At 41.0% G+C, this 24530-nt stretch carries 27 protein-coding genes and 2 other annotated features; of the genes, 1 reads left to right on the forward strand and 26 read right to left on the reverse strand.

Annotated elements, in window-relative coordinates; translation table 11 throughout:
* Positions 1-8: 8 nt before the first annotated feature.
* The 24 genes from COE25_RS24115 to COE25_RS24230 form a co-directional block, all read right to left on the reverse strand.
* The gene (locus COE25_RS24115) at positions 9-458 is read right to left on the reverse strand and encodes an ACT domain-containing protein (protein WP_180247586.1); all 450 of its coding nucleotides are present in this window, start codon (positions 456-458) and stop codon (positions 9-11) included.
* A gap of 39 nt (positions 459-497) precedes the next feature.
* On the reverse strand, positions 498-1790 hold the full coding sequence (gene obgE / locus COE25_RS24120) for a GTPase ObgE (RefSeq protein WP_088089136.1): 1293 nt from the start codon (positions 1788-1790) through the stop codon (positions 498-500).
* A gap of 61 nt (positions 1791-1851) precedes the next feature.
* Positions 1852-2394, reverse strand: coding sequence for a sporulation initiation phosphotransferase B (locus tag COE25_RS24125; RefSeq protein ID WP_098934428.1), 543 nt, complete (start codon positions 2392-2394; stop codon positions 1852-1854).
* A gap of 210 nt (positions 2395-2604) precedes the next feature.
* A complete protein-coding gene (gene rpmA, locus COE25_RS24130) occupies positions 2605-2898 on the reverse strand; it encodes a 50S ribosomal protein L27 (protein ID WP_066257887.1) in 294 nt (97 codons plus the stop codon).
* A 12-nt stretch (positions 2899-2910) separates the two neighbouring features.
* Positions 2911-3240 (reverse strand): ribosomal-processing cysteine protease Prp, encoded by a 330-nt coding sequence (locus tag COE25_RS24135; RefSeq protein WP_098934429.1) that lies wholly within the window; start codon positions 3238-3240, stop codon positions 2911-2913.
* A gap of 15 nt (positions 3241-3255) precedes the next feature.
* Positions 3256-3564, reverse strand: coding sequence for a 50S ribosomal protein L21 (gene rplU, locus COE25_RS24140; protein ID WP_088089139.1), 309 nt, complete (start codon positions 3562-3564; stop codon positions 3256-3258).
* Between the two features lie 13 nt (positions 3565-3577).
* Positions 3578-3661 (reverse strand) — a sequence feature (ribosomal protein L21 leader region).
* A gap of 70 nt (positions 3662-3731) precedes the next feature.
* On the reverse strand, positions 3732-5192 hold the full coding sequence (locus COE25_RS24145; protein WP_098934430.1) for an Rne/Rng family ribonuclease: 1461 nt from the start codon (positions 5190-5192) through the stop codon (positions 3732-3734).
* 199 nt (positions 5193-5391) lie between these two features.
* Positions 5392-6258, reverse strand: coding sequence for a M50 family metallopeptidase (locus COE25_RS24150; protein ID WP_088089141.1), 867 nt, complete (start codon positions 6256-6258; stop codon positions 5392-5394).
* Positions 6251-7051 carry a M23 family metallopeptidase gene (locus COE25_RS24155; protein ID WP_180247587.1) on the reverse strand — a complete coding sequence of 267 codons (801 nt, stop codon included), beginning with the start codon at positions 7049-7051 and terminating at the stop codon, positions 6251-6253. Before COE25_RS24155 ends, COE25_RS24150 begins: the two co-directional genes overlap by 8 nt.
* 137 nt (positions 7052-7188) lie before the next feature.
* Positions 7189-7992, reverse strand: coding sequence for a septum site-determining protein MinD (gene minD, locus COE25_RS24160; RefSeq protein ID WP_098934432.1), 804 nt, complete (start codon positions 7990-7992; stop codon positions 7189-7191).
* Between the two features lies 1 nt (position 7993).
* A complete protein-coding gene (gene minC, locus COE25_RS24165; protein ID WP_098934433.1) occupies positions 7994-8674 on the reverse strand; it encodes a septum site-determining protein MinC in 681 nt (226 codons plus the stop codon).
* Positions 8675-8836: 162 nt separating this feature from the next.
* Entirely contained in the window at positions 8837-9355 is a 519-nt protein-coding gene (gene mreD / locus COE25_RS24170; protein WP_098934434.1) for a rod shape-determining protein MreD, read from the reverse strand.
* Positions 9352-10233 (reverse strand): rod shape-determining protein MreC, encoded by an 882-nt coding sequence (gene mreC / locus COE25_RS24175; protein WP_088089146.1) that lies wholly within the window; start codon positions 10231-10233, stop codon positions 9352-9354. Before mreC ends, mreD begins: the two co-directional genes overlap by 4 nt.
* 93 nt (positions 10234-10326) lie before the next feature.
* Positions 10327-11349, reverse strand: a complete 1023-nt coding sequence (locus COE25_RS24180; protein WP_098934435.1) for a rod shape-determining protein — start codon at positions 11347-11349, stop codon at positions 10327-10329.
* Between the two features lie 160 nt (positions 11350-11509).
* Positions 11510-12199: a RadC family protein gene (gene radC / locus COE25_RS24185; protein WP_088089148.1), complete on the reverse strand. Its 690-nt coding sequence runs from the start codon at positions 12197-12199 to the stop codon at positions 11510-11512.
* Between the two features lie 42 nt (positions 12200-12241).
* Positions 12242-12814, reverse strand: coding sequence for a Maf family protein (locus COE25_RS24190; RefSeq protein WP_088089149.1), 573 nt, complete (start codon positions 12812-12814; stop codon positions 12242-12244).
* 207 nt (positions 12815-13021) lie between these two features.
* Positions 13022-14095, reverse strand: coding sequence for an SPOR domain-containing protein (locus tag COE25_RS24195; protein ID WP_098934436.1), 1074 nt, complete (start codon positions 14093-14095; stop codon positions 13022-13024).
* Positions 14096-14228: 133 nt separating this feature from the next.
* Positions 14229-14435 (reverse strand): hypothetical protein, encoded by a 207-nt coding sequence (locus tag COE25_RS24200; RefSeq protein WP_098934437.1) that lies wholly within the window; start codon positions 14433-14435, stop codon positions 14229-14231.
* Between the two features lie 306 nt (positions 14436-14741).
* On the reverse strand, positions 14742-15029 hold the full coding sequence (locus tag COE25_RS24205) for a type IV pilus biogenesis protein PilM (protein ID WP_180247588.1): 288 nt from the start codon (positions 15027-15029) through the stop codon (positions 14742-14744).
* A gap of 16 nt (positions 15030-15045) precedes the next feature.
* Positions 15046-15807 carry a prepilin peptidase gene (locus tag COE25_RS24210; RefSeq protein ID WP_098934438.1) on the reverse strand — a complete coding sequence of 254 codons (762 nt, stop codon included), beginning with the start codon at positions 15805-15807 and terminating at the stop codon, positions 15046-15048.
* Between the two features lie 146 nt (positions 15808-15953).
* Complete coding sequence (locus tag COE25_RS24215) at positions 15954-16400, reverse strand: hypothetical protein (protein WP_218964339.1); 447 nt, start codon at positions 16398-16400, stop codon at positions 15954-15956.
* 267 nt (positions 16401-16667) lie between these two features.
* The gene (locus COE25_RS24220) at positions 16668-16868 is read right to left on the reverse strand and encodes a hypothetical protein (RefSeq protein WP_098934440.1); all 201 of its coding nucleotides are present in this window, start codon (positions 16866-16868) and stop codon (positions 16668-16670) included.
* A gap of 58 nt (positions 16869-16926) precedes the next feature.
* Positions 16927-18249, reverse strand: a complete 1323-nt coding sequence (locus tag COE25_RS24225) for a bifunctional folylpolyglutamate synthase/dihydrofolate synthase (protein ID WP_098934441.1) — start codon at positions 18247-18249, stop codon at positions 16927-16929.
* Between the two features lie 272 nt (positions 18250-18521).
* Positions 18522-21164, reverse strand: coding sequence for a valine--tRNA ligase (locus COE25_RS24230; RefSeq protein WP_098934442.1), 2643 nt, complete (start codon positions 21162-21164; stop codon positions 18522-18524).
* A gap of 212 nt (positions 21165-21376) precedes the next feature.
* Positions 21377-21612 (reverse strand) — a binding site (T-box leader).
* Between the two features lie 165 nt (positions 21613-21777).
* Between COE25_RS24230 and COE25_RS24235 the strand changes: the two genes are divergently transcribed.
* On the forward strand, positions 21778-21969 hold the full coding sequence (locus tag COE25_RS24235) for a hypothetical protein (protein WP_098934443.1): 192 nt from the start codon (positions 21778-21780) through the stop codon (positions 21967-21969).
* A 20-nt stretch (positions 21970-21989) separates the two neighbouring features.
* Here the strand turns inward: COE25_RS24235 and ysxE are convergent, their stop codons facing one another.
* Together ysxE and spoVID are read right to left on the reverse strand one after the other, a co-directional pair.
* Positions 21990-23036 carry a spore coat protein YsxE gene (gene ysxE / locus COE25_RS24240; RefSeq protein WP_098934444.1) on the reverse strand — a complete coding sequence of 349 codons (1047 nt, stop codon included), beginning with the start codon at positions 23034-23036 and terminating at the stop codon, positions 21990-21992.
* A 124-nt stretch (positions 23037-23160) separates the two neighbouring features.
* Complete coding sequence (gene spoVID, locus COE25_RS24245; protein WP_257208944.1) at positions 23161-24387, reverse strand: stage VI sporulation protein D; 1227 nt, start codon at positions 24385-24387, stop codon at positions 23161-23163.
* Between the last annotated feature and the right edge of the window lie 143 nt (positions 24388-24530).

Raw genomic sequence — 24530 nt, forward strand, 5'->3', positions numbered from 1 at the left:
TTTTTCTCCTACACACCTGTTCCCAGCACTTCTATCTTCTCTACAAATTCGAGTTTCCTTAGTTCTTTAAGTAACTCATCTATTTCCATCGTAATGTTTGAAGTGTTTAATGAGAGTGTCACATTCGCCCTGCCTTGCAACGGAATCGTTTGGTGAAGGGTAACAATATTGCAGCCTGAATTGGCCACAACACTGAGCAATTTTGATAGCGTGCCTGAACGATCTTCTAGGTGAAAGAAAAGCGAGATAATCTTTTCCTTTTTAATGGACGAGAAAGGAAAAACAGTATCTCTATATTTATAAAAGGCACTTCTGCTTAAATCCGCTTTATGAACTGCATCTGCAATTGATTCTGCCTTACCTCTTTCAAGCATTTCCTTGACATCAAGCGTTTTTTTCATCGCTTCTGGCAACACATCTTCACGCACTAAGTAAAATTTTTTATCAGCGTTTTCCATTTTTATCACCCTACCTTGATCTCTTCAGGGCCTTTCCTTCTACTCAATAAACTCGAATTCAAACTCCATTAATTTCACAATATCCCCGTCTTTTGCTCCCCGTTCCCTTAACGCTTCATCAACACCAAGACCACGAAGTTGACGTGCAAAACGGCGGACGGATTCTTCTCTTGAGAAGTCTGTCATCTTAAAGAGCTTATCTGTTTTTTCACCCGAGACAACAAATGACCCATCAGGTTCTCTCGTAATTCTAAATGCTTCCGGCTCTGCTTCGTGCTTATAAAGAACACGATGGACACCCGTTGTTTCCTCTTCTTCATGTTCAAGTGGAAATTCTGGTGTTTCCTCGATCTTATCAGCTACAGCAAACAATAGCTCACGTAGTCCTTTTCTTGTTACGGCTGAAATAGGGAAGATTGGAAAATCCTCTTCCAGCTGCTCCTTAAACTTTTTCAAGTTTTCCTCAGCTTCAGGCATATCCATCTTATTAGCAACGATAACTTGTGGGCGTTCTGTCAAGCGCAGGTTGTACTCTTTTAATTCCTTGTTGATTGTAAGGTAGTCCTCATATGGGTCTCTGCCTTCCATCGCTGCCATATCAATCACATGGACAATAACCCTTGTCCGTTCAATATGACGTAAGAATTGATGGCCGAGGCCAACCCCTTCACTTGCCCCTTCAATCAAACCTGGAAGGTCTGCCATAACAAAGCTTCTGCCGTCTTCCGTTTCTACCATACCAAGATTCGGAACAATTGTGGTAAAATGGTACTCGGCGATTTTCGGTCTTGCCGATGATACAACCGATAATAGCGTCGATTTACCAACACTTGGGAATCCAACTAATCCGACATCAGCAAGCAGCTTCAATTCAAGAATGACTTCACGTTCTTGGCCTGGTTCTCCATTTTCAGATAGCTCTGGTGCTGGATTGGCCGGGGTTGCAAACCGTGAATTTCCTCGCCCGCCACGGCCCCCGCGGGCAATAATCGCCTGCTGTCCGTTCTCGACTAAATCAGCAAGGACTTCCTTTGTTTTTTCATCAATGACCACTGTTCCAGGCGGTACCTTAACAATCATATCCTTTGCACCGGCACCGTGCTGGTTTTTGGACATGCCATGCTCGCCGCGTGGTGCTTTAAAGTGACGCTGATAACGGAAATCCATTAAAGTCCGCAAGCCCTCATTTACTTCAAAAACAACATTGGCACCTTTACCGCCATCTCCGCCAGCTGGACCGCCTTTTGGTATATATTTTTCCTTACGAAACGCAACCATACCATTTCCGCCATCTCCGGCTTTTACATAAATCTTCGTTTGATCAACAAACATCTTATTCCTCCAGTCTGCATATCGAATTAACTTTTGTCACGAAAAATATCTCAGCTTTAGCCTATCTTTTTTGAATAGGAATAAAAACTTCTACTGCGAGTTCTCTTTCTGAGAATTCCTTGACCACTACATCCAGTAGAATTTTGGGGTCTGCAAGGAATGCTTCAATTAATTCACTTTTTATTATTATCCCGCTAAAATCAAAAAAGAAACGAACTCCCTCTGATTGCGGATCAATTGATATTGATAAATGATTTTCTTGGAATGCTTCAATTGCCTCATTTAAACACTCAAAAAAAAGGCAAGTCCACTTTGTGATCTGTTCTTCATTAATTTGAAAGGATTCCGAATCTTGAAGGACCTCATATTCAAGCTTAAAGGAAGGATTCTCCCAATTAGCTTTTAACAGCATTGAGGCAAATAAAGGTATTTTTAAATTTGTTAGCCGTGATTCATGCTGTGCTTCAATGATAATTTCATCAATGACCGCTTTTGCCCGGTCGATTCGATTTAAATCCAAGTTCCCCTTAATAAGCTGAAGCCTATTTAACCAATCATGTCGACAATGCCGGAGCACCTCAACTATATCCCATTCTTTCTCCATACGTACACTCCCACATTAAGTGTCACAACACTATTTTGCTGATAGTATATCAAAAAAATAACCCTGAGTAAGCAATTTTATGTGATGAAAGATCATTAGAGGCAAAAAGAAGCATCTACGAAGTCGTTTTCCTGAAGAATATATGGAAGGAAAAATTCGTTAGCAAAAAGAAAACTCTAACCAAACAGGTTAGAGTTTTCGCTAGTTACCTTAAGCTTCTTGAGCTACTGGATAAACGCTCACTTTTTTGCGATCACGTCCGAAACGTTCAAATTTCACAACGCCGTCAACTTTTGCAAAAAGAGTATCGTCTCCTCCACGGCCAACGTTTTCACCTGGGTAAATCTTTGTACCGCGTTGACGGTATAGGATTGAACCACCAGATACAAATTGTCCGTCTGCACGCTTAGCACCAAGACGCTTAGCGTGTGAGTCACGACCGTTCCTTGTAGAACCTACACCTTTTTTAGATGCAAACAACTGAAGATCTAATTTTAATAACATTTATTCCACCTCCTACTTTTTGAAGGTAATCTTTATGTGCTTTCCGTATTCTTCTTCAATCGTACGCAATGAAACAGTCATACCTTCTAGAAGAAGTTGTACTTTCTCATAAATGTCTTCCGAAAGATGTTCCGGTACAACACAGCGGAGAAAGCCGCTCTCATGCTCAATCTCGGGCGTGACACCTGTTAGGGCGTGCACAGCGTTGATTGCTCCAATGGATACTGCAGATACGCCTGCACAGACGATATCCTTGCCTCGATTGGCGAAAAATGCATGACCACTTATTTCGAATGATTGAATAAATCCGGACTCTGTACGATTAATCGTAATTTGAATCATCTATGATTCAACACCTTACGCGTTGATTTTTTCGATGATTACTTTAGTGTAAGGTTGACGATGACCTTGCTTCTTACGGTTGTTTTTCTTCGCCTTGTACTTGAAAACAATGATTTTCTTTTGACGGCCTTGTTTTTCAACTTTAGCTGTAACTGTAGCGCCTGCAACAACAGGGCTTCCTACTTTTACACTTTCACCGCCAACGAAAAGAACCTTGTCAAAAGTAACTGTTTCACCAGCTTCAACATCTAATTTTTCGATGTAGATAGCTTGGCCTTCTTCAACTTTCAATTGTTTACCGCCAGTTTCGATAATTGCGTACATGAACTGCACCTCCTTATAGACTCAGACTCGCCATACACAGGCGCTTATAGCAAAATACTAAAGGCTTACTACCTGTTCTGTGCGGTTGTAGCACGGGTGCTACAAACATAACATTAAAATCCTAACATAATATAGGCAAAAGTGTCAATAGATATTTAGGAACTTGATTAGGAATCAAATACTTTTTGTGAGATCTCACTCACATTGCCGAACTGCTTCAAAAGATAATAATGGCGGGCTGAAGGCTGAACTGAAAAATATAGTTTGATATGCATTAGCTCCTCTAATGCTTGCCGGTGGGCTTCATTCAGTCCTAACAGCACCTCTTTCACCGCTTGAGTTGTTTCCACCAAGACTGCCTCAAATTCAGAATTTCGATGCTCTAGCAGCTCTCGTTCAAGCCTAAAGCCAACCGTTTCTGGACTAAGGACTCGGCCCGTTCCATCACAAACAGGGCACTTCACCTCAAGTGCCTCAGAAAGTGTGACCTTGGTCCTTTTCCTCGTCAGTTGTAGAATACCTAGCGGTGTAAAGCCAATCATTTTTGTTCTTTTTTGATCCTTAGTTAATTCCGTTTCAATCAGCTTGAGAATCGTTTCCTTGTCCTCAGCGCGTGTCATGTCAATGAAATCAATGAGAACAATTCCGCCAATATCGCGCAGACGCAGTTGCCTTACCACTTCTTTTGCGGCTAACTGGTTTGTTTTTAATACCGTGTCCTGATAATTGGTCTTTCCGGAAAATTTCCCGGTGTTCACATCGATAATCGTTAACGCTTCGGTCTCGTCAAAGATAAGGTAAGCGCCATTATCAAGCCAGACAATACGCTTGAGGGCTTTATCAATTTCATGTTCCACTTTATGTACAGAAAAAATATTCTCTTTTCCATTGTAGTAAATAGATTTGACCTGATCATTTTTTTCCTCGGCTAGCTTTTTTAGGGCTAAATCATCGACGATTACTTCCCCGCTAGTCATTCTAGCTATTTGGTCCAAAATCATTTCGATAAAGGTATCTTTTTGAAAAATGATCCCTGGTTTTTTCATCGTGGCAACTTTCAGCAACAGTTCTTGATGGTTCTCGCGCAGGTTCATTAGTTCTGCAAGGATTTCATCTTCTGTACTCGTTATCGATGAGGTACGGAAAATGATCCCCTCTTCCTCTGTTTTCAAACGACTGCCGCTCCGGCGAAGTTTTGCTTTTTGACCTTCGTCAGCGATTTTTTTAGAAACCGCCACATAGCGGCCTTTTGGCATGTAGATGAGATTGGGCCCTTGTATTTCAATAATTCCCGTCACGCGAGCACCTTTCGTCCCCGTTGCATCCTTATCGACCTGAACGAGCATTTTTTCACCTTGGTGGGCAAACGAGGTGACAGACTTTTGTTTTTCGGCAGATAAGAGATAGGAAGGAAGTACATCACGGTGTAAATACGCATTTTTCTCTTCTCCAATATCAATGAATAATGCATTCATCCCCGGCAATACTTTTGTCACAGTCCCAAAATAAATATTACCGACCAGTGATCGATGCTCTGGTCGGTCAAAAACGATATTTTCAACGCGGTTATTTTTCAGATAAGCAAATCGCTTTTCGCGTGAATTGTAATTAATAATTAGTGTTTCCAATCAAGCGACCTCACTTTTTTCTTTTTATTATACCTTTTTTATTAGGCTTGTTAAACTTGTCTGTTGATTTCCGCTCCAGGCGCTTCGCTTTCCGCGGGCGGTCCGGGGAGCCTCCTCGGCGCTCTACGCGCCTGCGGGGTCTCCCCTGCCCCGTCCTCCCGCAGGAGTCTCGCGCCTTCCGCTCCAATCAACATAGTGTTTAATAAGAAAAGAGGAGGTCGCTGATTTTATCGGTTAGACGTTTTTCGGTAAAATAGGCGTGCAATAGTTCATTTTCATCTAACATCCCTTTTTCTTTGCCGTCTGCTTCGACGATGATTGGATGTTTACAGCCACGTTGAAATTTTTCTAAGACGTGAATAAGTAGCTCCTGTTCATTGGCCTCAATTGGTTTCAAGGTCCGAAGACTGGATTTTTTCCCATAATAACGCTCCAGCAAGAATCTCATGAAAATATAGCGCCGCTGCTTCCATTCATGGTAAAGCGAGAAATAAAGGAAGGCAATGATGACCCAGACATTGATATGTGTCGGGGCCGCGATCACGATCACCAGTGAAAAGATGGATAGGCTGACCAACGAAAGGATGAGCGTTAGGCGATGGGCGATCGGGAAGGAGCTTTTTAATGAGAAAAGTAAGAATACCAGTTTCCCGCCATCCAGCGGCCAAACCGGAAAAAAGTTAAAAACAAAAATCATGAGATTATAGCTTAAGAATAGCTGAAAAAGGTCTTCAGGCATTAAGTTGACGGTAACCAACCCATAGGCTAGGGCGACCATCCACACATGCTGCAGCGGCCCTGCAAGGACGACTATTGTCTCTTCTCTTAACGGCCGATTGCCATGTTCATCCATTTCGGCAACCCCGCCAAACGGGAGCAGGGTAATTTTCCGGATTCTCCATGAAAAAAAAGAAGCTGCAGCAGCATGCCCCATTTCATGAATAAAAATGATCCCAAGCAACAAGCAAACCTCAAGGAAATGAGCGGTCACAATTGAAAGTCCAATCACAATCCACAACAAGGGATGGATAGAGATAAGTCGGAATAAATTCATGGCTCTATTCAAAGCGTATCACCTGAATTGGGTCGATGAAATCATCGCCTTTTTTTATGGCAAAGTAATATTTTCCTTTGGTTTTATCTTCTCCTGCCGACACTGAGACCGTACCAACTACTTTTCTTTTATCGATATATTCATATAAGTTAACCTTGATTTGGTCCAAGTTACCGTACCATGTTTCGGTCGCATCGGAATGCTGAATAATGACCGTTTTCCCCAATCCTTCCTTCACCCCTGCGAAGGTAACGATGCCATCATTAATGGTTTGGACGGACGCCCCTTTTCCTGTTTCAATCATGATACCTTGGCCATTTTTTTCAAAGTTTTCAAGGATTTTCCCCATTGCTGGTACGGAAAATTCCTTTTCAGCCACCTCTTTTTTCCCAGTTTGATCTTTTTCAGAAAATGGCAGTAGTGCCAGTGGTTTCCCAAACTTGCTTTCGTACCAGTTTGAAACGGTCGCAAATTTAAAATCCTTGTCCATTGTTTTCATGACCACGTCTCTAGCTGGCTCAAAAGTAGCGGAATGGTTCCTAAATAGTATCGCTATCACTAAAAACAGGAGGACAGAGGACAATATTTTGAAAAAAAATACTTCCTTCTTAAACAATGGATGCCCATCATCGCCATTACTGCTTCCTGATGAAGTAAACTGATTGAATCCATATTTTTCATCGTCACTAGGCCAATCAATTTGGCGGTCGGGACTTTTTACAGGACTTTTTACAGATGTTGTTCCAGTATCATTTTTTCGCTTTGCGATTCGTCGCCTAATTTCTTCCGGTGTAGACCGCGCCATCCCCATCACCCCTTTTCCCACTAATTTGTACAAGTCTATGAGGGAAAAAGGAAGAGTATGTCTGAAAAATATAAACAGCCTGTCCACAAGTTAGTGGGCAGGCTGTTTGAGAAAAGTAGGCGCTTCCGCTTTTTGTATTAACGAACTCCGAAGAATTTTTTAATTTTTTTAAAGACACCTTTGTCTGCGTCTTCGAGTGACTGAAGCGGGATGGATTCACCGAGAATCCTTCTGGCAATATTTCGATAAGCAATCGATGCTTTGTTATTCGGATTCAGAGCAATAGGTTCACCGTGGTTAGAAGCTTTAATAACTTCGTCATCATCTGCTACAATTCCGATGAGCTCGATGGAAAGATGCTGGGTAACTTCGTCAATCTCAAGCATATCACCAGTCTTCACCATATGATTTCGAATCCGGTTGATCACTAATTTGGGCGACTCCATATCCGGTTGTTTTTCGAGCAGGCCTATAATTCGGTCTGCATCGCGTACAGCAGATGCCTCTGGCGTTGTAACAACAATCGCTTTATCTGCTCCAGCAATGGCGTTATGAAAACCCTGCTCAATTCCGGCAGGACAATCAATAATGATATAATCGTAGTCTTGCTTTAATTCTAAAATCAAATCTTTCATCTGTTCTGGCTTCACAGCGGTTTTATCCACCGTTTGCGCCGCTGGCAGTAAGTATAATAACCCGTCAAATCGTTTGTCCTTCACAAGGGCTTGATGGATTTTGCATCTTTTTTCAACGACATCGACCAGATCATAAATGATTCTGTTTTCAAGTCCCATTACTACGTCCAAGTTCCGAAGACCGATGTCTGTATCTACTAAACATACTTTTTTTCCTTGAAGGGCTAATGATGTGCCGATATTAGCAGAAGTTGTTGTTTTTCCTACTCCACCCTTACCGGATGTAATTACTATTGCTTCTCCCACTTTAATGTCCCCCTTCTAATCTCGTTAAATTAGGTCTTAATTGGATTAAAACTTGCAATCTATCAACAATGATTTGACGTTCATCATCTATATAAGCACATTCCATTTCCCGTTTTTCATTGCTTTGGACACTGTCTGGTGCTCTATTTAAACAATCACTAATTCTAAGCTGGGATGGTTTCATATTTGACGCAGCAATGACTGCTTGCTCATTGCCATAGCAGCCGGCGTGGGCCATACCTTTTAATGTCCCCATGATAAAAATGTTACCGCCGGCCATCACCGTTCCACCTGGATTGACATCACCAATTAATAGCAGGTCTCCTGGTACTTCGAGGACTTGTCCTGAACGAATGATTCTAGAAACCGTCATGACCTCTGTTTCGGCGATTAGACGCTCAGCTTCTTCTTTCGTGATTACGTTTGATTCAATCTCTTCAACCACAAAATTCTTCTTTTTGAGAATTAAGTTTTTTAGTTCCTCCCGCTGCGATTCCGTTATATAGCGGTTGCCGATTGCCACCTTGACAGAGGTTAATTGTCGCTCATCCTGTGTACTGGAATTAGCTGAGAGCTTATGATCGAGTTCCCTTTTTAGTTCTTCGTAGGAACAGGTATCATCAAGATGAAGGACGAGACCTTCCTTCGTTCCTTTTATTGTAACATTTTGCCGTTTTTTCATGGAGAAATATTCACCTCATAATAAGAAAGCAATTTCGAAACAAGCAAAATTCGTTGTTTCAATGGGATTTGCAAGCCCTCATGCTTATTCCGAATCAAAAGTACATACTATCTTAATAAAAATTCGACACGATGCGTCCATTCTCCTCTTTTTATAAAAAAATCATTCATCCCTTAATGCTTCCGAATGTTTTTCAAATAGCCACTTTAAAGGATAGGCGATAATTAGAGTAATAGCTGCATTTAATAAAAGGGTAGGGTAAAAACGCAAGTTAATAAAGCCGATAAAATTAAGGTCTGTTACATGGATTAAATAATTCATTTCATAAACACCCATCTCTAATAACGAGATACCGAGAAGGGCAGCAAGAAAAGCAGTGATAATATTTGATTGAAAAACCTGCAATAATTTATAAATGAGATAGGAGATAAATGGATATAGAAAAAAGTAAATACCGATAATTTCGACATAAACAATATCAAATAAAAGCCCAAAAATGGCCGCATAAATAATTCCGTGTTTTTTTCCGACAAAAATCGTTAAAAACAAAATGGCTGTAAACAGAAAGTGAGGGACAAATATTCGATCAAAACCAAAAATCTTTGCCGGTAAAAACTCGACAAAAAGACTTTCTACGATAAAAAGAAACAGAAATAAAAGAGGAAGAAGGAATTTTCTCAAAACTCCCCCACCTTCCCATCAGATAAATCACTTTTAACTGGCTGAGTCATTAATCTTTTTATGACAATCACATTTTCAATATCGTAAAAGTTCGCGCCGGGTTTCACTAAGGCCGTTTGATTTAAGCCATACTGATCGGGCTTAACATCAACCACTTTTCCAATCATTAGCCCTTTTGGAAAAACACCGCCTAAACCGGAAGTAATCACGGTTTGGCCTTTTTCAATTTTTGAGCCAGATGGAATCGCCTTAATTAATAGTAATTTTTGTTTGTCATCAAAACCCTGTACAAATCCATAAACATCCTTTTTGCCTTGAACGACAGCAGAAATTCGATTCTTAGGATCCATTGCACTTAAAAGTTGTACAGTTGAACTGAATTGTGTCACATTTTTTACTTTTCCAATGAGACCGGTTGCCGTAACGACAGCCATATTTTTTTCGATGCCGTTTAGTTTGCCTTTGTCGATAATAATCATTTCATGCCAACGATCAGGGTTTCTGCCAATGACGGTAGCTGGTAATGGTTTGAAGTCTCTCAGGGTCTTTTTTTCACCGAGAATGTCACGCAATTCTTCATTGTCATTTTTCAACTCTTGGACTTGTGCTTCAAGATTGACAAGATTTTCGATCCGCGATTTTAATTCTTTATTCTCATCGTATGTATTTTGCAAATCCTGGAGATTTTCAAAAAAGCCTGCAACAAAATGGGTAGGCTTTGAAACCAGGGATTGAACCCAGCCGGTTGTATCTTTAACAAATTGCTCCGGCCAGGATAGTTTACTTCTCTCCCTTAAAGAAAACCCAATCAATGCCACGAGAACAATGATGCTGACAAGCAAAATAATCAGACGTTTATTCAGAAAGAACTGTGGCATGATTATACACCTCTATTTTCCTAGATCAAAAGTTTAGTTTTTAAGCTTTGATAGTTGTCTTGCTCCAGCGGATAACTGGCGTTTCCGCTATTCTTAGCGTGAATCTCTCGTTTTGTTTTTAAATAAATGAATATGATCGAGAGCTTTTCCTGTTCCAATCGCTACGCAATCGAGTGGGTTCTCGGCAATCAGAACAGGCATTTTCGTTTCTTCACTAATCACTTTATCTAAATTGCGGAGCAGTGCTCCCCCACCTGTTAGGACAATCCCGCGATCCATAATATCGGCAGCGAGTTCCGGCGGTGTTTTTTCTAACGTATTCTTGACCGCTTCCACAATCGCAGAAACCGTATCGCGTAATGCTCCCGCAATTTCTTTTGCGGAAATTTCAATGGTCTTTGGCAGACCCGTTAATAAATCCCGGCCGCGAATCTCCATATTGTCGACACCTTCAAGATCCCCTGCTGAGCCAATTTCCATTTTAATCGCTTCAGAGGTCCGGTCCCCGATCATCAAGTTATAATTTTTTCGAATATAAGAAATAATCGAGTCGTCCATTTCATCGCCAGCAACACGGATCGAAATACTTGTAACAATTCCACCTAGTGAAATGATCGCTACTTCTGTCGTTCCCCCACCAATATCGACAACCATGCTACCAGTAGGTTCCCAAACAGGCAAATTGGCGCCAATCGCCGCAGCAAATGGCTCTTCAATGGTATAGGCATCCTTTGCCCCTGCTTGTCTAGTGGCATCGATTACCGCTCTTTCCTCGACCGCTGTAATCCCAGAAGGCACACATACCATGACGTATGGATTACCCGTAAATACGTTCTTCCCTTTCTGTGCTTGACGAATATGGTACTTCATCATTGCCGCTGTGGTTTCAAAATCAGCGATGACTCCATCCTTCATCGGTCTTATAGCGACGATATTCCCCGGCGTCCGTCCAATCATATTTTTCGCATCGTTACCAACTGCGACAATATTCTTCGTATCTGTCTGCATCGCCACAACGGATGGCTCGCGTAAGACAATACCTTTTCCTTTTACATATACAAGGGTATTTGCAGTCCCCAAGTCAATCCCAAGATCTCTAGCTCTTATTCCAAACATAATTTTGTAGCTCCCTTTCTGATACGTAATACAAAAACTCCAATAAGTTGGTAATCACTTTAATATCATGTCTTTTTTCTCAATATTTATCTAGTTAGGTCTTAAGTAGTCCTAAAAAATCATAACCAATATTATAACTTAACGTCAAATAAAATCATAGTTATAAATACCCTTTTTCCTTGAGACTCACAAACTTGTTCTCCCCGATGATTAAATGATCGAGTAAATCGATGCCAATTATTTTTCCGCATTCGACTAATCGCTTGGTCACCTCTATGTCCTCGCGGCTTGGCGCCGGGTCGCCACTGGGATGATTATGCGCCGCAATTACAGAAGCAGCTGACCGCTTTAACGCCTCGCGGAACACCTCCCTTGGATGAACAATCGAGGCGTTTAAGCTGCCAATAAAAATCGTTTGTTTATGGATTACTTGATTCTTAGTGTTTAAATACATACAAACAAAATGCTCTTGTGATAAAAAGCGCATATCATTCATTAGGTATTTTGCACCGTCTTCCGGCGAGCGGATAACATATCGATCCTTATAGTCGAGGTTGGTAATCCTTCTGCCAATTTCGACAGCAGCAAGGATTTGAATCGCCTTCGCCGAACCAATCCCTTTTATCTCAGTCATTTCTTCTAACGTAGCTGCTTTTAACAGTCGTAACCCTTCAAAATGGGTCAGCAGTCGATTCGATAGTTGCAGAACCGATTCGTCCTTTGTTCCGGTTCGAAGTAAGATGGCAATCAATTCATGATTAGATAAGCTTTGTGGTCCATGCTGAATAAAGCGTTCTCTAGGCCTTTCATCTTGAGGGAAATCACGGATCATTAATGTATTGGTGGACACTTTTTTCCTCCTTTTTTAAGGGAGTTAATGAACTAAAAAAGTTTAATATGGCAACTGGTAGCCAGCCTTCTTCAATTCTCTTATTGTTCTTGAAACAGGCAGACCGACAACCGCAAAATAGTCTCCATTTATTTTTTTGACAAGCATACTTCCGAGCTGCTGAATGCCATATGCACCTGCTTTATCAAGCGGTTCACCACTTTTTACATACGCCCGTATTGAGTCGTCAGTTAACTCCCAAAACCAAACTTCTGTTCTTTCATAAAACGTTGTTGTACCTGTTGGAGACACAATCGAAACTCCAGTAAAGACATCATGCTGCTTTCCTGACAAGCTTTTTAACATCGTAAATGCTTCTGCTTCATCTGCAGGCTTTCCTAAAATTTGATTATCCGCCACAACAATTGTGTCCGAGCCAATCACAAAGGCGTTCTGGTTTTCTTTAAAAACCGCCTGGGCCTTTCGGTCGGCTAACTCCATCACTACTTCTTTAGGAGAGAGAGCTGGGTCAAAACTTTCATCAACTTCACTACTTGAAATCGCGAATGTTAAACGGAGAGTTTCTAGAAGTTCTTTTCGCCGTGGAGAAGAAGAGGCTAAAATGAGGTTCTGCATTCGATCACCTTACCTTTTGGTACGTATTAGGGAGATACAATTCAATCCTATCAGAAATTGTAGTAGCAAACAATTTTTATACGAAAAAAATTTTGATGAAATTTGTAAAATTATGCGGAATAATTCTTTTTATGACATATTAAAAAAGCCTATCCAGATTCGATAGGCCTTATTTCCCGGAAAATATCGAGCTTTGTCAGATATTGATTACTTGGAAAAATATAACGACATGAAGTTTAGCAAGTGCTGTTGGGCATCACTAAGATTCTTTTCGGATTTTGATTCTTGAAATGCTTTTAGTTTCTCGTTCGCACTAACCAACTCTGCTTTTAGATCTTTTAATTTTTTGTTTTTAACACTACTCTTTAATTGTTCTTCAATCTCTAAGAGGGCTTTGCTAGAATCCTCAGAAAGCGACTTGGTCAGGAGCGCACTCGAAGATGTCAGAGATAGCGTTTGATAAATGGTCGGTACAGCTTTTAAAAAGGTCTTTTCTTTTGTAGTGACGTCAGTAAACTTCTTTTCATCTAATAACAGCGGCTTGGCAAACACTTCTTCAATTCCATTTTCTTTATATTGACCCCCAAGAGCTTTAGCGGCTTCGATGGAATCCGCAACACCTAGAAACAAATAGTACTTGCCATCCATTTCAACGGATTGGGATGGTATGCCTTTCGAGTCTAAACTTGAAGATGTCTCCTTGGCACCAGCTTCCGATGAAAAAACTCCGCCCTGAATGACGTAAGCAGTTACTTGGGATATAGCTGCTGACGAGGTCTTGCCCTCCGTAGTTTTGCTTTCGGTGTTAGCAGGCTTTTCAGTGACTACTGTAGGTTCGGTTACAACAGTCTTGTTAGTTGGTGTAGTTATCACTAACTTTAGCATCACAACCCCGATCGTTGTTCCGATAAGGATGGCGAAGACGGCAGAAATTAAAATGGTTCCTAACGGCCGGCCATTTTTCTTTTTGGTATTAGATGAAAAGGTTGTTATTTTGGGAAGGGCAGATTTTTTGCCACTTTGACTTGGTACTTTTTTAAACTCCTCTATGTCATTTTCGGAGGATTCAGGAATAATCCAATCAAAACTCTCGTCGACAGACTCTTGTGCTGCCGCTGTCTCCATGAAGTTATCCGATTCTGAGAGATTTGAATTTATTTTTATCACTTTAGGAATGGAGTCAATGCTGGCTTCGACTTCATTTGGAGGAACATCCAGTTGGGGCGGGTTTTCTCCATTTAATTTGATCGTAATTGTATTGCCTTTATTAGGCTTGTCCACTAAACCGTACTCCTCTCTCTACCAGGGTAATTTGTTCCATCCTAACATAATGGCAAAAAAAAATAACAAGACTTTTGTCGTCTTGTTATCGTAGACTTTCGCCAAATTATTTACTAGTTTGCGATGGTGTTAATTATGGCTGCGTCCCCGTCGTGGCAGAAAACTGACTTAGTGGATTATCTTTACCCGCTGGTGCAGGTGCATCGATTTTTGGAAGCTCTGCGGCTAGGTCTGTTAAACTCGGCATGTAGAATGCAGAAATTGTCAGACTGTAAGATAATGGCTCATCTTCTTGGGCTAAACTGGTGATCTCTTGCCTTAGTCTGAATCGGATATTCATTTACCCAATCAATTGCATTCTTCAATTGACTAACAGAGCTAGTAGCTTCAACTGTTTCTGTACTTTTATTTTCTTTTTCAGCAATCTTCTTTGTCATCGTGATTTGTCTATCTATTGAGGCGATCACGCTTTTAGTGGAATTCGTCTGCCAGAGGTAATATGCACCCGTAACTTGGTTGTTCCAGTTGATGATACAACCGGTACAGTGCAAGCGGGGAAATATCAGCCGCAATCGGATCAAGTTTGAGCTTAGACAAAGAACCAAGCTCTAAATATAGGTATCCCTGTATTTCATCCTCCTGAATTTCAGCAGGGACGGAAACTTTTCCGAATGATGACAAGCGGATCTGGCACTAGAAAGCGAACTTGACGTCTTTGAATCTTCCATTCACCGATACACTCTTCCAGAATGTTTGCCAAAGAATCGATATCAATAATTTTCCCATCACTAATAATACCAGGCGGGAGAAAGCGTTCGCACCATCTTTGAGCAACAGGTGGATTCGCCTGCTTTAATTCAAGCAGACGAATCGAATGATCATTCAAAACGAGATTTATTATTCGGTTTTTAGATGTAAACAGGGAAAAAGCCATATAAAAAACCCCTTAGTTAAAATCCTTGATTAAGGAAATGTATATACAAATTAATTAAATCCGATCCCCAATAATATGCTGTTAATGTTCCGGCAGCAATAAATGGTCCAAATGGAATGGGCTGTCGTCTTTTGACAATCCTAAAAAGTAATGCCAATCCGCCAATAACAGCTCCAAACAATGTTGAAAGAAAGAAGGACAAAAGTACTAGTTTAAACCCTAATACCAATCCAAGTAAGGCATACAGTTTAACATCCCCACCACCCATCCCACCTTTGCTAACGACAGCAATGAGTAAAAGGAGAATGAAACCAGACACAGCACCAAAAAGGCTGTCCCACCATGGGTTTAGCGGCCAAATTATCCGCTCCAATAAAAAAACCCCTGCAAACCAGATCAGAATTTTATCAGGGATGAGCATATAGTGAATATCTGAAACAATGATAATCATAAACATGGAGATTAGTGTTAGTGCAACTACTAATTCTCCAGTCCATCCAATAACTAACGGTGCTGTCATAAATAATAATCCAGTTAGTAATTCAAATATCGGATAGATAGGAGAAATCCGCGACTGACAGCAGCGGCATTTTCCTTTTTGTAGTAAGTAAGAAATTACTGGTATTAGTTCGTATGGTTTTAATTGATGCCCGCAAGTTGGACAAGCCGAACGTGGGGTTACGATTGATTTCTTTAATGGGACTCTTAGTCCGACAACATTGAAAAAAGAACCGATAGTAATACCAACTATTAATAAATACAAGTATACTAATAACATTTGATTAACTATTTAGCTCCTTTTTAAAGGCTAAAGCCAGTTTACTTAACATCATCTCTACTTAATGTACTAACACTAACTGCTGTACCACTGGCTGTAGACTGTATACCTTTATTAGCATTAACCAATGGAAACTTTACCAGAAACTACCTCAACATAAGATAAGGTGGCAATTCATTGGATACGCCCCCTTCATTCCCCCGAACCAATATAAGTTCATCCCCTGTTACTTCAAGGATATAAGCATAATCAACCGGCAGCATTTCACTCAGCTTCTGAATTAACAAATCAACGACATCATCCACTTTCAAGCGCTCGGCCATCTGGTGTCCAAACTCTGCGGCTTTTTGCAAATATTCATTTATTTTTTCACTTGAATAATAGAGTATGAATATCATTGATAAACTATCAAACGGAACACCTACAAACAGGAGGGCAAAGATTCCGACCTGATCATAGAGAATATACAGCACTAAACCAATGGGGAAGGTGATGAAAGTTGTAATGGTCTCAACAATGAAAGCCTTTCCAAAATAGGCTACCTTGCTTTTATAGATAAAATAAAGATTGAATGAAACTATGATTTGGTTCATCGAATAACTTACCACTGCGTATAAGATGGCAAGCCATAACGACTTGGAGTCGAAAGTAAAATTAGGGCCTGTCGGTCCACCAAGTAAGTAGTAGACAATCACGCTAGTACAGGAAACTAGAAAAAACATATTTAGGTTAACTGGCAGCCGGTAAAATTCACCTTTTCGAAGGAACCTTAATTTTAGCAGTAAAACAATCACAGCTACTTGTGCAAAAATGATTTCAACAAATAAACCAAACCTTAAAAAGGTTGCAAGCGCAACCCATTAGATTAAAAAAATAAACATCTCATTAATGACAATTGGCATGGTTGCAACCATACAGGTTAATAACAAAAATGCAAAAATATCGAACCAATGTCCAGTGATATGGGGAGGATAAGCATTATAGATGAACCAGGTTCCTGCAGGGACAAACAAGAGCCAGGCAAGAAAAATAGCATTCTTGATGCGTGGTTCCACTTTCATGCTTATCCTCCTCTGTCTTATTTAGATATAATTATTTTACCATGATAAAAATAACTTGTCATAAAGAAATTATCTTATTTTTCAAATAGTTAACTAAAAATGGTTTTACTTCTGAAATAAAATAGAGTGAACCCGTTATGACTAACATGCTGTTGTTTTCTATATTTTGGATCTCTTCTATAAGAAAAGGACCCCAGTCATCGACTGCCAATTTGTTGGGTGATTGGCTGATTTTGAGTAATTCTTCCGCTTTAGCTGCACGTGGAAAATCAAAGCTGACAAAGGCAATTTGGGAAGCCATTTGGTCCAGTTTGGCAATCATTTGATCAAGCTTTTTATCCGATAGTGCGGCAAACACGATCTGAATACTGCGATTGTGATATCTAGTACTTAATTCGTGTGTTAGAGCGGAAATTCCCTCTTCATTATGGGCCCCATCAATAATCACAAGTGGACTTTCAGAAACGATTTCAAATCTCCCTGGCCAGTAAGCCTTTTTTAAGCCCGTACGAATAGCTTGGTCTGTAATTAGGAATGAACCTTTTTGATTTAAAAATTGGGAGGCCATGACAGCAAGTGCGGCATTTTCCGTTTGATGCTGACCGATCATCCTGATTTCTAATTGGACGATGGTTTGAAGTTGAGTGATTACATCAAAAATTTCACCATTAGATATGGATTTATGAGAACTAATCGAAAATTCCTGATTTAAGCGGTAAAGAGGTGCTTTTTTCTTATCTGCTTGTTCCTCAATTACCTTGATCGCCCCTGGATGTTTGACAGCCGTAAAAATGGCTGTGTTTTCTTTGATTATCCCTGCTTTTTCAAAAGCAATTTCCTCATAGGTGTTTCCGAGGATGTTTGTGTGATCAAGACCGATATTGGTAATGATCGAGGCTAATGGCTGAATGATATTCGTTGAATCAAATCGACCGCCTAAACCGACTTCAAAAATGACAACGTCAACCTTGTTCGTGGTTGCGAAATAATGGAACGCCATCGCGGTGATGACTTCAAACTCCGTCGGCCCGCCAAGCTCTGTTTCTTCTAATTCGTCCGCCAATGGGCGAATGATATTTGCCAGTTGGAGCAGCTCCGCATCTGATATGGCTTTCCCATTCACACTGATCCGCTCATTGAACTGTTCAATATAGGGCGAGGTAAAGGTACCCACTGAATACCCTCCTGCTTCAAGAATCGAACGGAGAAAAGTAACGGTGGAGCCTTTACCATTTGTACCGCCAATATGAACCGTCTTCATTTTTGTTTCTGGATTGCCAAGCTTGTCCATCATCCATTCCATCCGCTTTAACCCTGGCTTGATTCCCAGTCTTAACCGCGCATGAATCCATTCTAGGGCTTCTTTATATGTAGCAAACATTCGTGACACCCCATCTATATTTTAATGTTTGATTAATATTTACTTCTAAAGTGCAATCTATTTTTTGATTCGCTGATAAAATTGGAGATACGCTGATAAAATCCAATTTCCGCTGATATATTAGACGTTTTCGCTGATATATTTCTGAAAACCGCTGATAAATTGTAATCTCTGTCATATTTGTATCAATCATGTTGATTTTGATCGTTTTTTTAGTGTAAGTAATAAGGCGAGACGAATCCTCAGGAGAATTCGCCTCGCCAAACTAATTATTACCCTCTTAACTCTTTAATGCGTGCTTCGACAATCGCTCTCTTTTCGCGATAATCATCTTCCTTGGCACGTTCTTCGGCTACAACACTTTCAGGTGCCTTTTTCATGAAGCCTTCATTGCTTAATTTCTTCTGAACTCTTTCCACTTCTTTATTTAAGCGGTCAAATTCTTTTTCGAGACGAGCAATTTCTTCATCGATGTTAATCAAGCCTTCAAGCGGCAGGATGATTTCTAAACCAGTAATCACGGCTGTCATTGCTTTTTCAGGCGTTTCAAGATCAACGCCCATTTGTAATTCTTCTGGATTACAGAAGCGTTCAATATAGCCGCGGTTATTCTCAATTGCTTTAAGAACCGTTTCATCCTTTGCTTTGACAAGCATTTTGATTTTCTTACTCATTGGAGTATTTACTTCAGCACGAATATTCCGAACCGCGCGAATCATCTCGACGAGCAGTTTCATTTCTTGTGCTGCTTGGTCATCAGAATGAGCTGGATTTACTTCAGGCCATGCTGCTGTTGTAATTGATTCTCCTTGGTGAGGAAGGTTCTGCCAAATTTCCTCGGTGATAAATGGCATGAATGGATGCAATAAACGCATCGTTTGATCTAAAACATGTGCCAGAATCGAACGAGTTGTTTTCTTTGCTGCTTCGTCTTCACCATATAGCGGCAATTTCGCCATTTCAATATACCAATCACAGAAGTCATCCCAGATAAAGTTGTAAAGCGCACGGCCCACTTCACCAAATTCATAACGATCTGAAAGTCTTGTTACATGTTCAATCGTTTCATTTAATCGTGTTAAAATCCACTTGTCTGCAACCGATTTTTCTCCGCTAAAATCAATCTCTTCGTAGGTCATACCGTCCATATTCATTAACGCGAAACGGGAGGCATTCCAAATTTTATTGGCAAAGTTCCAAGTTGACTCTACTTTTTCAAAGCTAAAACGTAAATCTTGACCTGGTGAACTTCCTGTTGACAGGAAGTAGCGTAGTGCATCGGCACCGTATTTTTCGATGACATCCATTGGATCGACGCCATTTCCAAGTGACTTACTCATCTTCCGTCCCTGTTCGTCACGAACGAGACCGTGGATGAGAACATCTTTAAATGGACGCTCCCCTGTAAACTCAATGCTTTGGAAAATCATTCTCGATACCCAGAAGAAAATAATATCATAGCCTGTTACTAACACGTCGGTTGGGAAGTAGCGCTTGTAATCGGTCGCTTCTGTATCAGGCCAGCCCATGGTTGAAAACGGCCATAGCGCGGAGCTGAACCATGTATCGAGTACATCTTTATCCTGCTCCCAGTTTTCAGCGTCTGACGGTGCTTCTGTACCAACATATACTTCACCTGTTTGCTTGTGATACCAAGCAGGAATGCGGTGACCCCACCAAAGCTGTCGCGAAATACACCAGTCACGAATGTTCTCCATCCAACGTAAGTAGGTTTTTTCAAACCGGTCTGGGACAAAGTTTACTTTTTCTTCTTTGCTTTGCAGGGCAATCGCTTCATCTGCGAGCGGCTGCATTTTAACAAACCACTGGGTGGAAAGATACGGTTCAACAACGGCACCGCTTCGTTCCGAATGACCTACGGAATGCGGATGCTCTTCAATTTTGAAAAGAACGCCTTGTTCCTGCAAGTCCTTAACGATTTGCTTACGGCATTCAAAACGGTCGAGTCCTTTATACTTGCCAGCTCTATCATTCATCGAGCCGTCTTCGTTCATTACCAGAACTCGCTCTAGATTATGACGATTACCCACTTCAAAATCGTTCGGGTCATGGGCTGGCGTAATTTTTACTGCACCAGATCCGAATTCCATATCCACATAGTCGTCACCAACGATTGGAATTTCACGGCCAACGATTGGCAGAATGACGGTTTTACCAATCAAGTGCTTGTAGCGGTCGTCTTCTGGATGAACGGCAACCGCGGTATCACCCAGCATCGTTTCTGGACGGGTCGTAGCCACTTCAATCTGTCCAGAACCATCGGCAAGCGGATAACTCATATGATAAAAAGCACCTTGAACATCTTTATAAATGACTTCGATATCGGATAGAGCTGTTTTTGTGGACGGATCCCAGTTAATAATATATTCCCCGCGGTAAATGAGACCTTTTTTATAAAGGGTAACAAAAACCTCTTTAACGGCATCAGATAAGCCTGCATCCAGCGTGAAACGCTCGCGGCTGTAATCTAAGCCTAAGCCCAGTTTCGACCACTGCTGGCGGATATGGGATGCATACTCTTCTTTCCACTTCCATGTTTCCTCAACGAATTTTTCTCTTCCTAGATCGTAGCGGCTTTTGCCTTCATTGCGAAGTTTTTCTTCAACCTTTGCTTGTGTAGCAATCCCAGCATGGTCCATCCCTGGCAGCCAAAGAACATCATACCCCTGCATTCGCTTCATACGTGTAACGATATCTTGGAGAGTCGTATCCCAGGCATGGCCTAAATGAAGTTTCCCCGTTACGTTTGGCGGCGGGATTACTACCGTGTACGGGTCTTTTCCCTCATCATTTTTTGCTTCGAAAAACTTACCTTGTAACCACCATTCATAACGACCTTTTTCAATCGTTTGTGGGTCGTATTTCGTAGGCATTGTTAGTTCCTTTGTTTCCATTGTAAAATTCCTCCTTAAAATAAACTAATCGTGAAATGTGATACCAGATGAGCAGCACACCAACCAACCAACCAACATAACAAAGGCGGTGTGAGCAGAGCCAGTGTTCACTTAATTCGTGTGCAAAAATGTATTTTTCCACAAAGTTTGGATATCCTGATTCGTTTTTGCGCCGCTCCGCCCCTTTTCCACATAAAAAACCCCATTCGTCATAAAAGGACGAATGGAGTTTGCTTCGCGGTACCACCTTTTTTCCAATCCAAAAAACGGATTGGCACTTATGTAGATAACGGATTTAGTCCGTCTTCAACTAATAGGATGTTTAGATCCGTTCGCAGAAGAAGCTCGTGGGCGACCTTCCGATATACTGCTTAGGAAATCTTCCAGCTAATGATTTCCCTCTCTTTAAGCAGGTTTGTATCGTACTCTTCCCTGTCTTTGCTCATGTAATTAAATTATATAGTTATACTACCGAAAAAAAGGGTTTGACGTCAATAATGATAACCACTTTTTTTATTTTTTATACTATATGCCGTTTTTTTGGAGAGTTCTCCGCACTTGTGGAATATACATAAAGAAAATATATGCCAGATTTGTAAAGGGGGGGTTGTCGGTGAAAAGAAATTTCCAAAAATTTAAATACCTACCCTGGTTTAGAACCTGTCGGAGAGTTTGCGCACAGTTAATTATTCCGTTTGTGATCTTCCAATTTATTCGAACACTCATCATTCCAACGTTTTTTGATATCTTATTATTATCGGTTTTTGTTGCCATTGCCGTGTCACTATATTTTGAAATCGTTTAAGGAGCCCATTTTGCAGATGATTACTGCGGCTGGGCTCCTTCTTTTGCTGCTGCGGCGGCGGCTGCCTGCGCATCCATTTCGGTCATTCTCATGACGACATATTCGGAATTTTTCAAATGCCAGTAGCGGTGCTGCAGCTGACGGACATATTTTAATTCATTCTTTGGACGCGACTTTCGATAGTAGCTTTCTGCCACTTGGATGATTGGAATCGGAAGCGCTAAATAGCTGTAGAATAATAGTTTTTCATCTGCTTTAAATGGAAAGTATTTAAAGTAGTGGTATACCCAGTCAATGGCTGTGTCGCTGCGCTTCGGGTTGGTATTTAAGGCACGTGATAAATAGGGAAGGAGATCGTGAATCGGTGAGCCGTAGTGAGCATTCTCAAAATTAATAAAAAAGCCGTACCCTTTATCATCATACAAGAAATGCTCGGGTGACAATTTTCCGTGCGTTATAACCATGCGGGCCTTTTCATCGTCCTTCGTTTTTTCATACCATTCTTCAAATTTCGTTTTCGAAAATCGGAGTGCCTGGCTGATTTCATTGTAATAGAGGCAATATAACAATTCAAACGGCGACATGTATGTCTTTTTTTCACATTCGTCGATGAAGCCATCGAGAAATGCCTGTTGTTTTTCATGCTGTTGAATCGTCTTTTCATAATGCTCGGTCCGCTCTTCTTTGTTCAAGGTAATTTCTTTGGCGGACAGGGTATGAAGACGAGCGAGTTCACGAAAAAGTTGTTGATCTTTTTGCTGCCGGTCTTCCTTTTGCTCATTCGACATCCAAGGCATTAAGTAATAAAGATTGTTCTCGTGTAAGACCGCATACCTGCCGTCCATCGTAGGGTAAATGGGAACGATGCGATTATACCCTTTTTGGTAGAGGAGATGAACATGGCGAATGAAGTCGGTCCCCGTTGCAGGGTCGATTTTTTTTAAGGCAAACGTTCCTTTGTTTGAATAAATCTTCTGAACACTGCCGAAATCCTCTACAAAATGAGGCTCAACAAGGTAATTTCTTAAGATGGGAGCAAATGTGTTTAGTAGATTCGGGTTATTCATGAGTACTCAACTCACTTTCATATTAAAAGCGGAAGCGCCCGTTTAGCGGCGTATGGACTGGAGCAGTTGACTGTGTATGAAAAGAAGGTGAGCAGGTCAAAGGAACCCGCTCATCTTTTAATAATTATTTTTTTGTAAGGCTGCCGGGAATATATAATACTTGACCTTCAAATATATCTTGGCTGAGTTCAAGATTGTTGATGCGCATGAGGTTTTGTACCGAAACATCGTAACGATCTGCCACGCTGTTAACGGTATCCCCCTTTTGGACGATACAAACTTTTACTTTTGCCTGGGCCGAACTTTCATCCTTCCGAGCAAAAAATTCAGTTAATGTCATGCTTTTCTTTTTTGCCGGTTTTTTCTTTTTAATATTCTTTGGTGGTGCTGCTTCATGTGCGGAAGAGCTTTCCTCTGCTGGATGAACTTCTTCTTCATACTGGACAGTTGGAGATGGCGCTGGCTTTACTTCAACCACTTCTGGCTGGATGGTCTCAGCTGGCTGGCTGGCTTCACTTCTTGCTTCTTGGAAATTCCATGAAGGTTGGCTTTCTTCACTTCTTGTTTCTTCGAATTCCCAGGCTGGTTGGCTGGCTTCACTCCTTGCCTCTACGAAATCCAAGGATGGTTGATTAGCTTCTTCCTCATCGTCTTCCTGTGGTTGATAATTGAAGGTCGGAAACTTCGGTAAAATTTCCACACTCTCGTCTTCTTCTTGTGGTTTTCTTGCCTCAGCTTCAAACAAGAAGTTATCTTGGTAACTGCTCTGAACTGATGAAAGTTCGACTTCAATATCCTCGGCATCTTCCTCAAAGAACTCAATTTCAGAGCGAGGGATAAGCTCAAGTTCAACTAATTCTTCCTGCGGTTGTTGCTGTTGCTTCTGTTTTTGCTCAGTTCCGTATAAGCCGCTAATGGTCAGTTCAGCTGCTAGCTTGAGGCAGCTGCGCTCAGGGATCGAATAATCAAATGATTCGACGAGGACATCGATATCATAGATACTTTGAATTCGATTATTGGGGATCGTGATATCGACAGGGAATCGATGTGAAAACTCACAGGTTCCTCCCTCTTGTGCATCGACCCTCTCCACAAACTTTTGCGATGTTACATCTTCATCTTCGTTTTCATTGGTAGGTTCGTAACTTTTATATTCGCCTGTGAGTTCTAGCGAACCTCTTATGGTTACGTACTGATCGTTTTCTTGGATGGTAATGTCTGGGTCTAGAGAAATGGAAACAAGCTCTTCGACTTCCTGTCCTTTTCTAAACCACAATGACTCCTCCAAAGAAAATCGTAGGCACGATTGATTCTCCTGAGACAAAGCGACTCCTCCTTTCGTTTCCTTCACTCAAAATCACTATGTCACTTACACTCTATGAACCAAGGCTTTTATTTATGATAAAAAAGAGAGTTTCGTCTGGAAAAGAATCGTAATATTTGGTAATTGGGGGTGGATTGGAGTTTTTATGAGGGGTGGGAGCTGATTGGGGG

Source organism: Bacillus sp. AFS031507, from assembly GCF_002584635.1.
Taxonomy (GTDB): domain Bacteria; phylum Bacillota; class Bacilli; order Bacillales; family Cytobacillaceae; genus Neobacillus.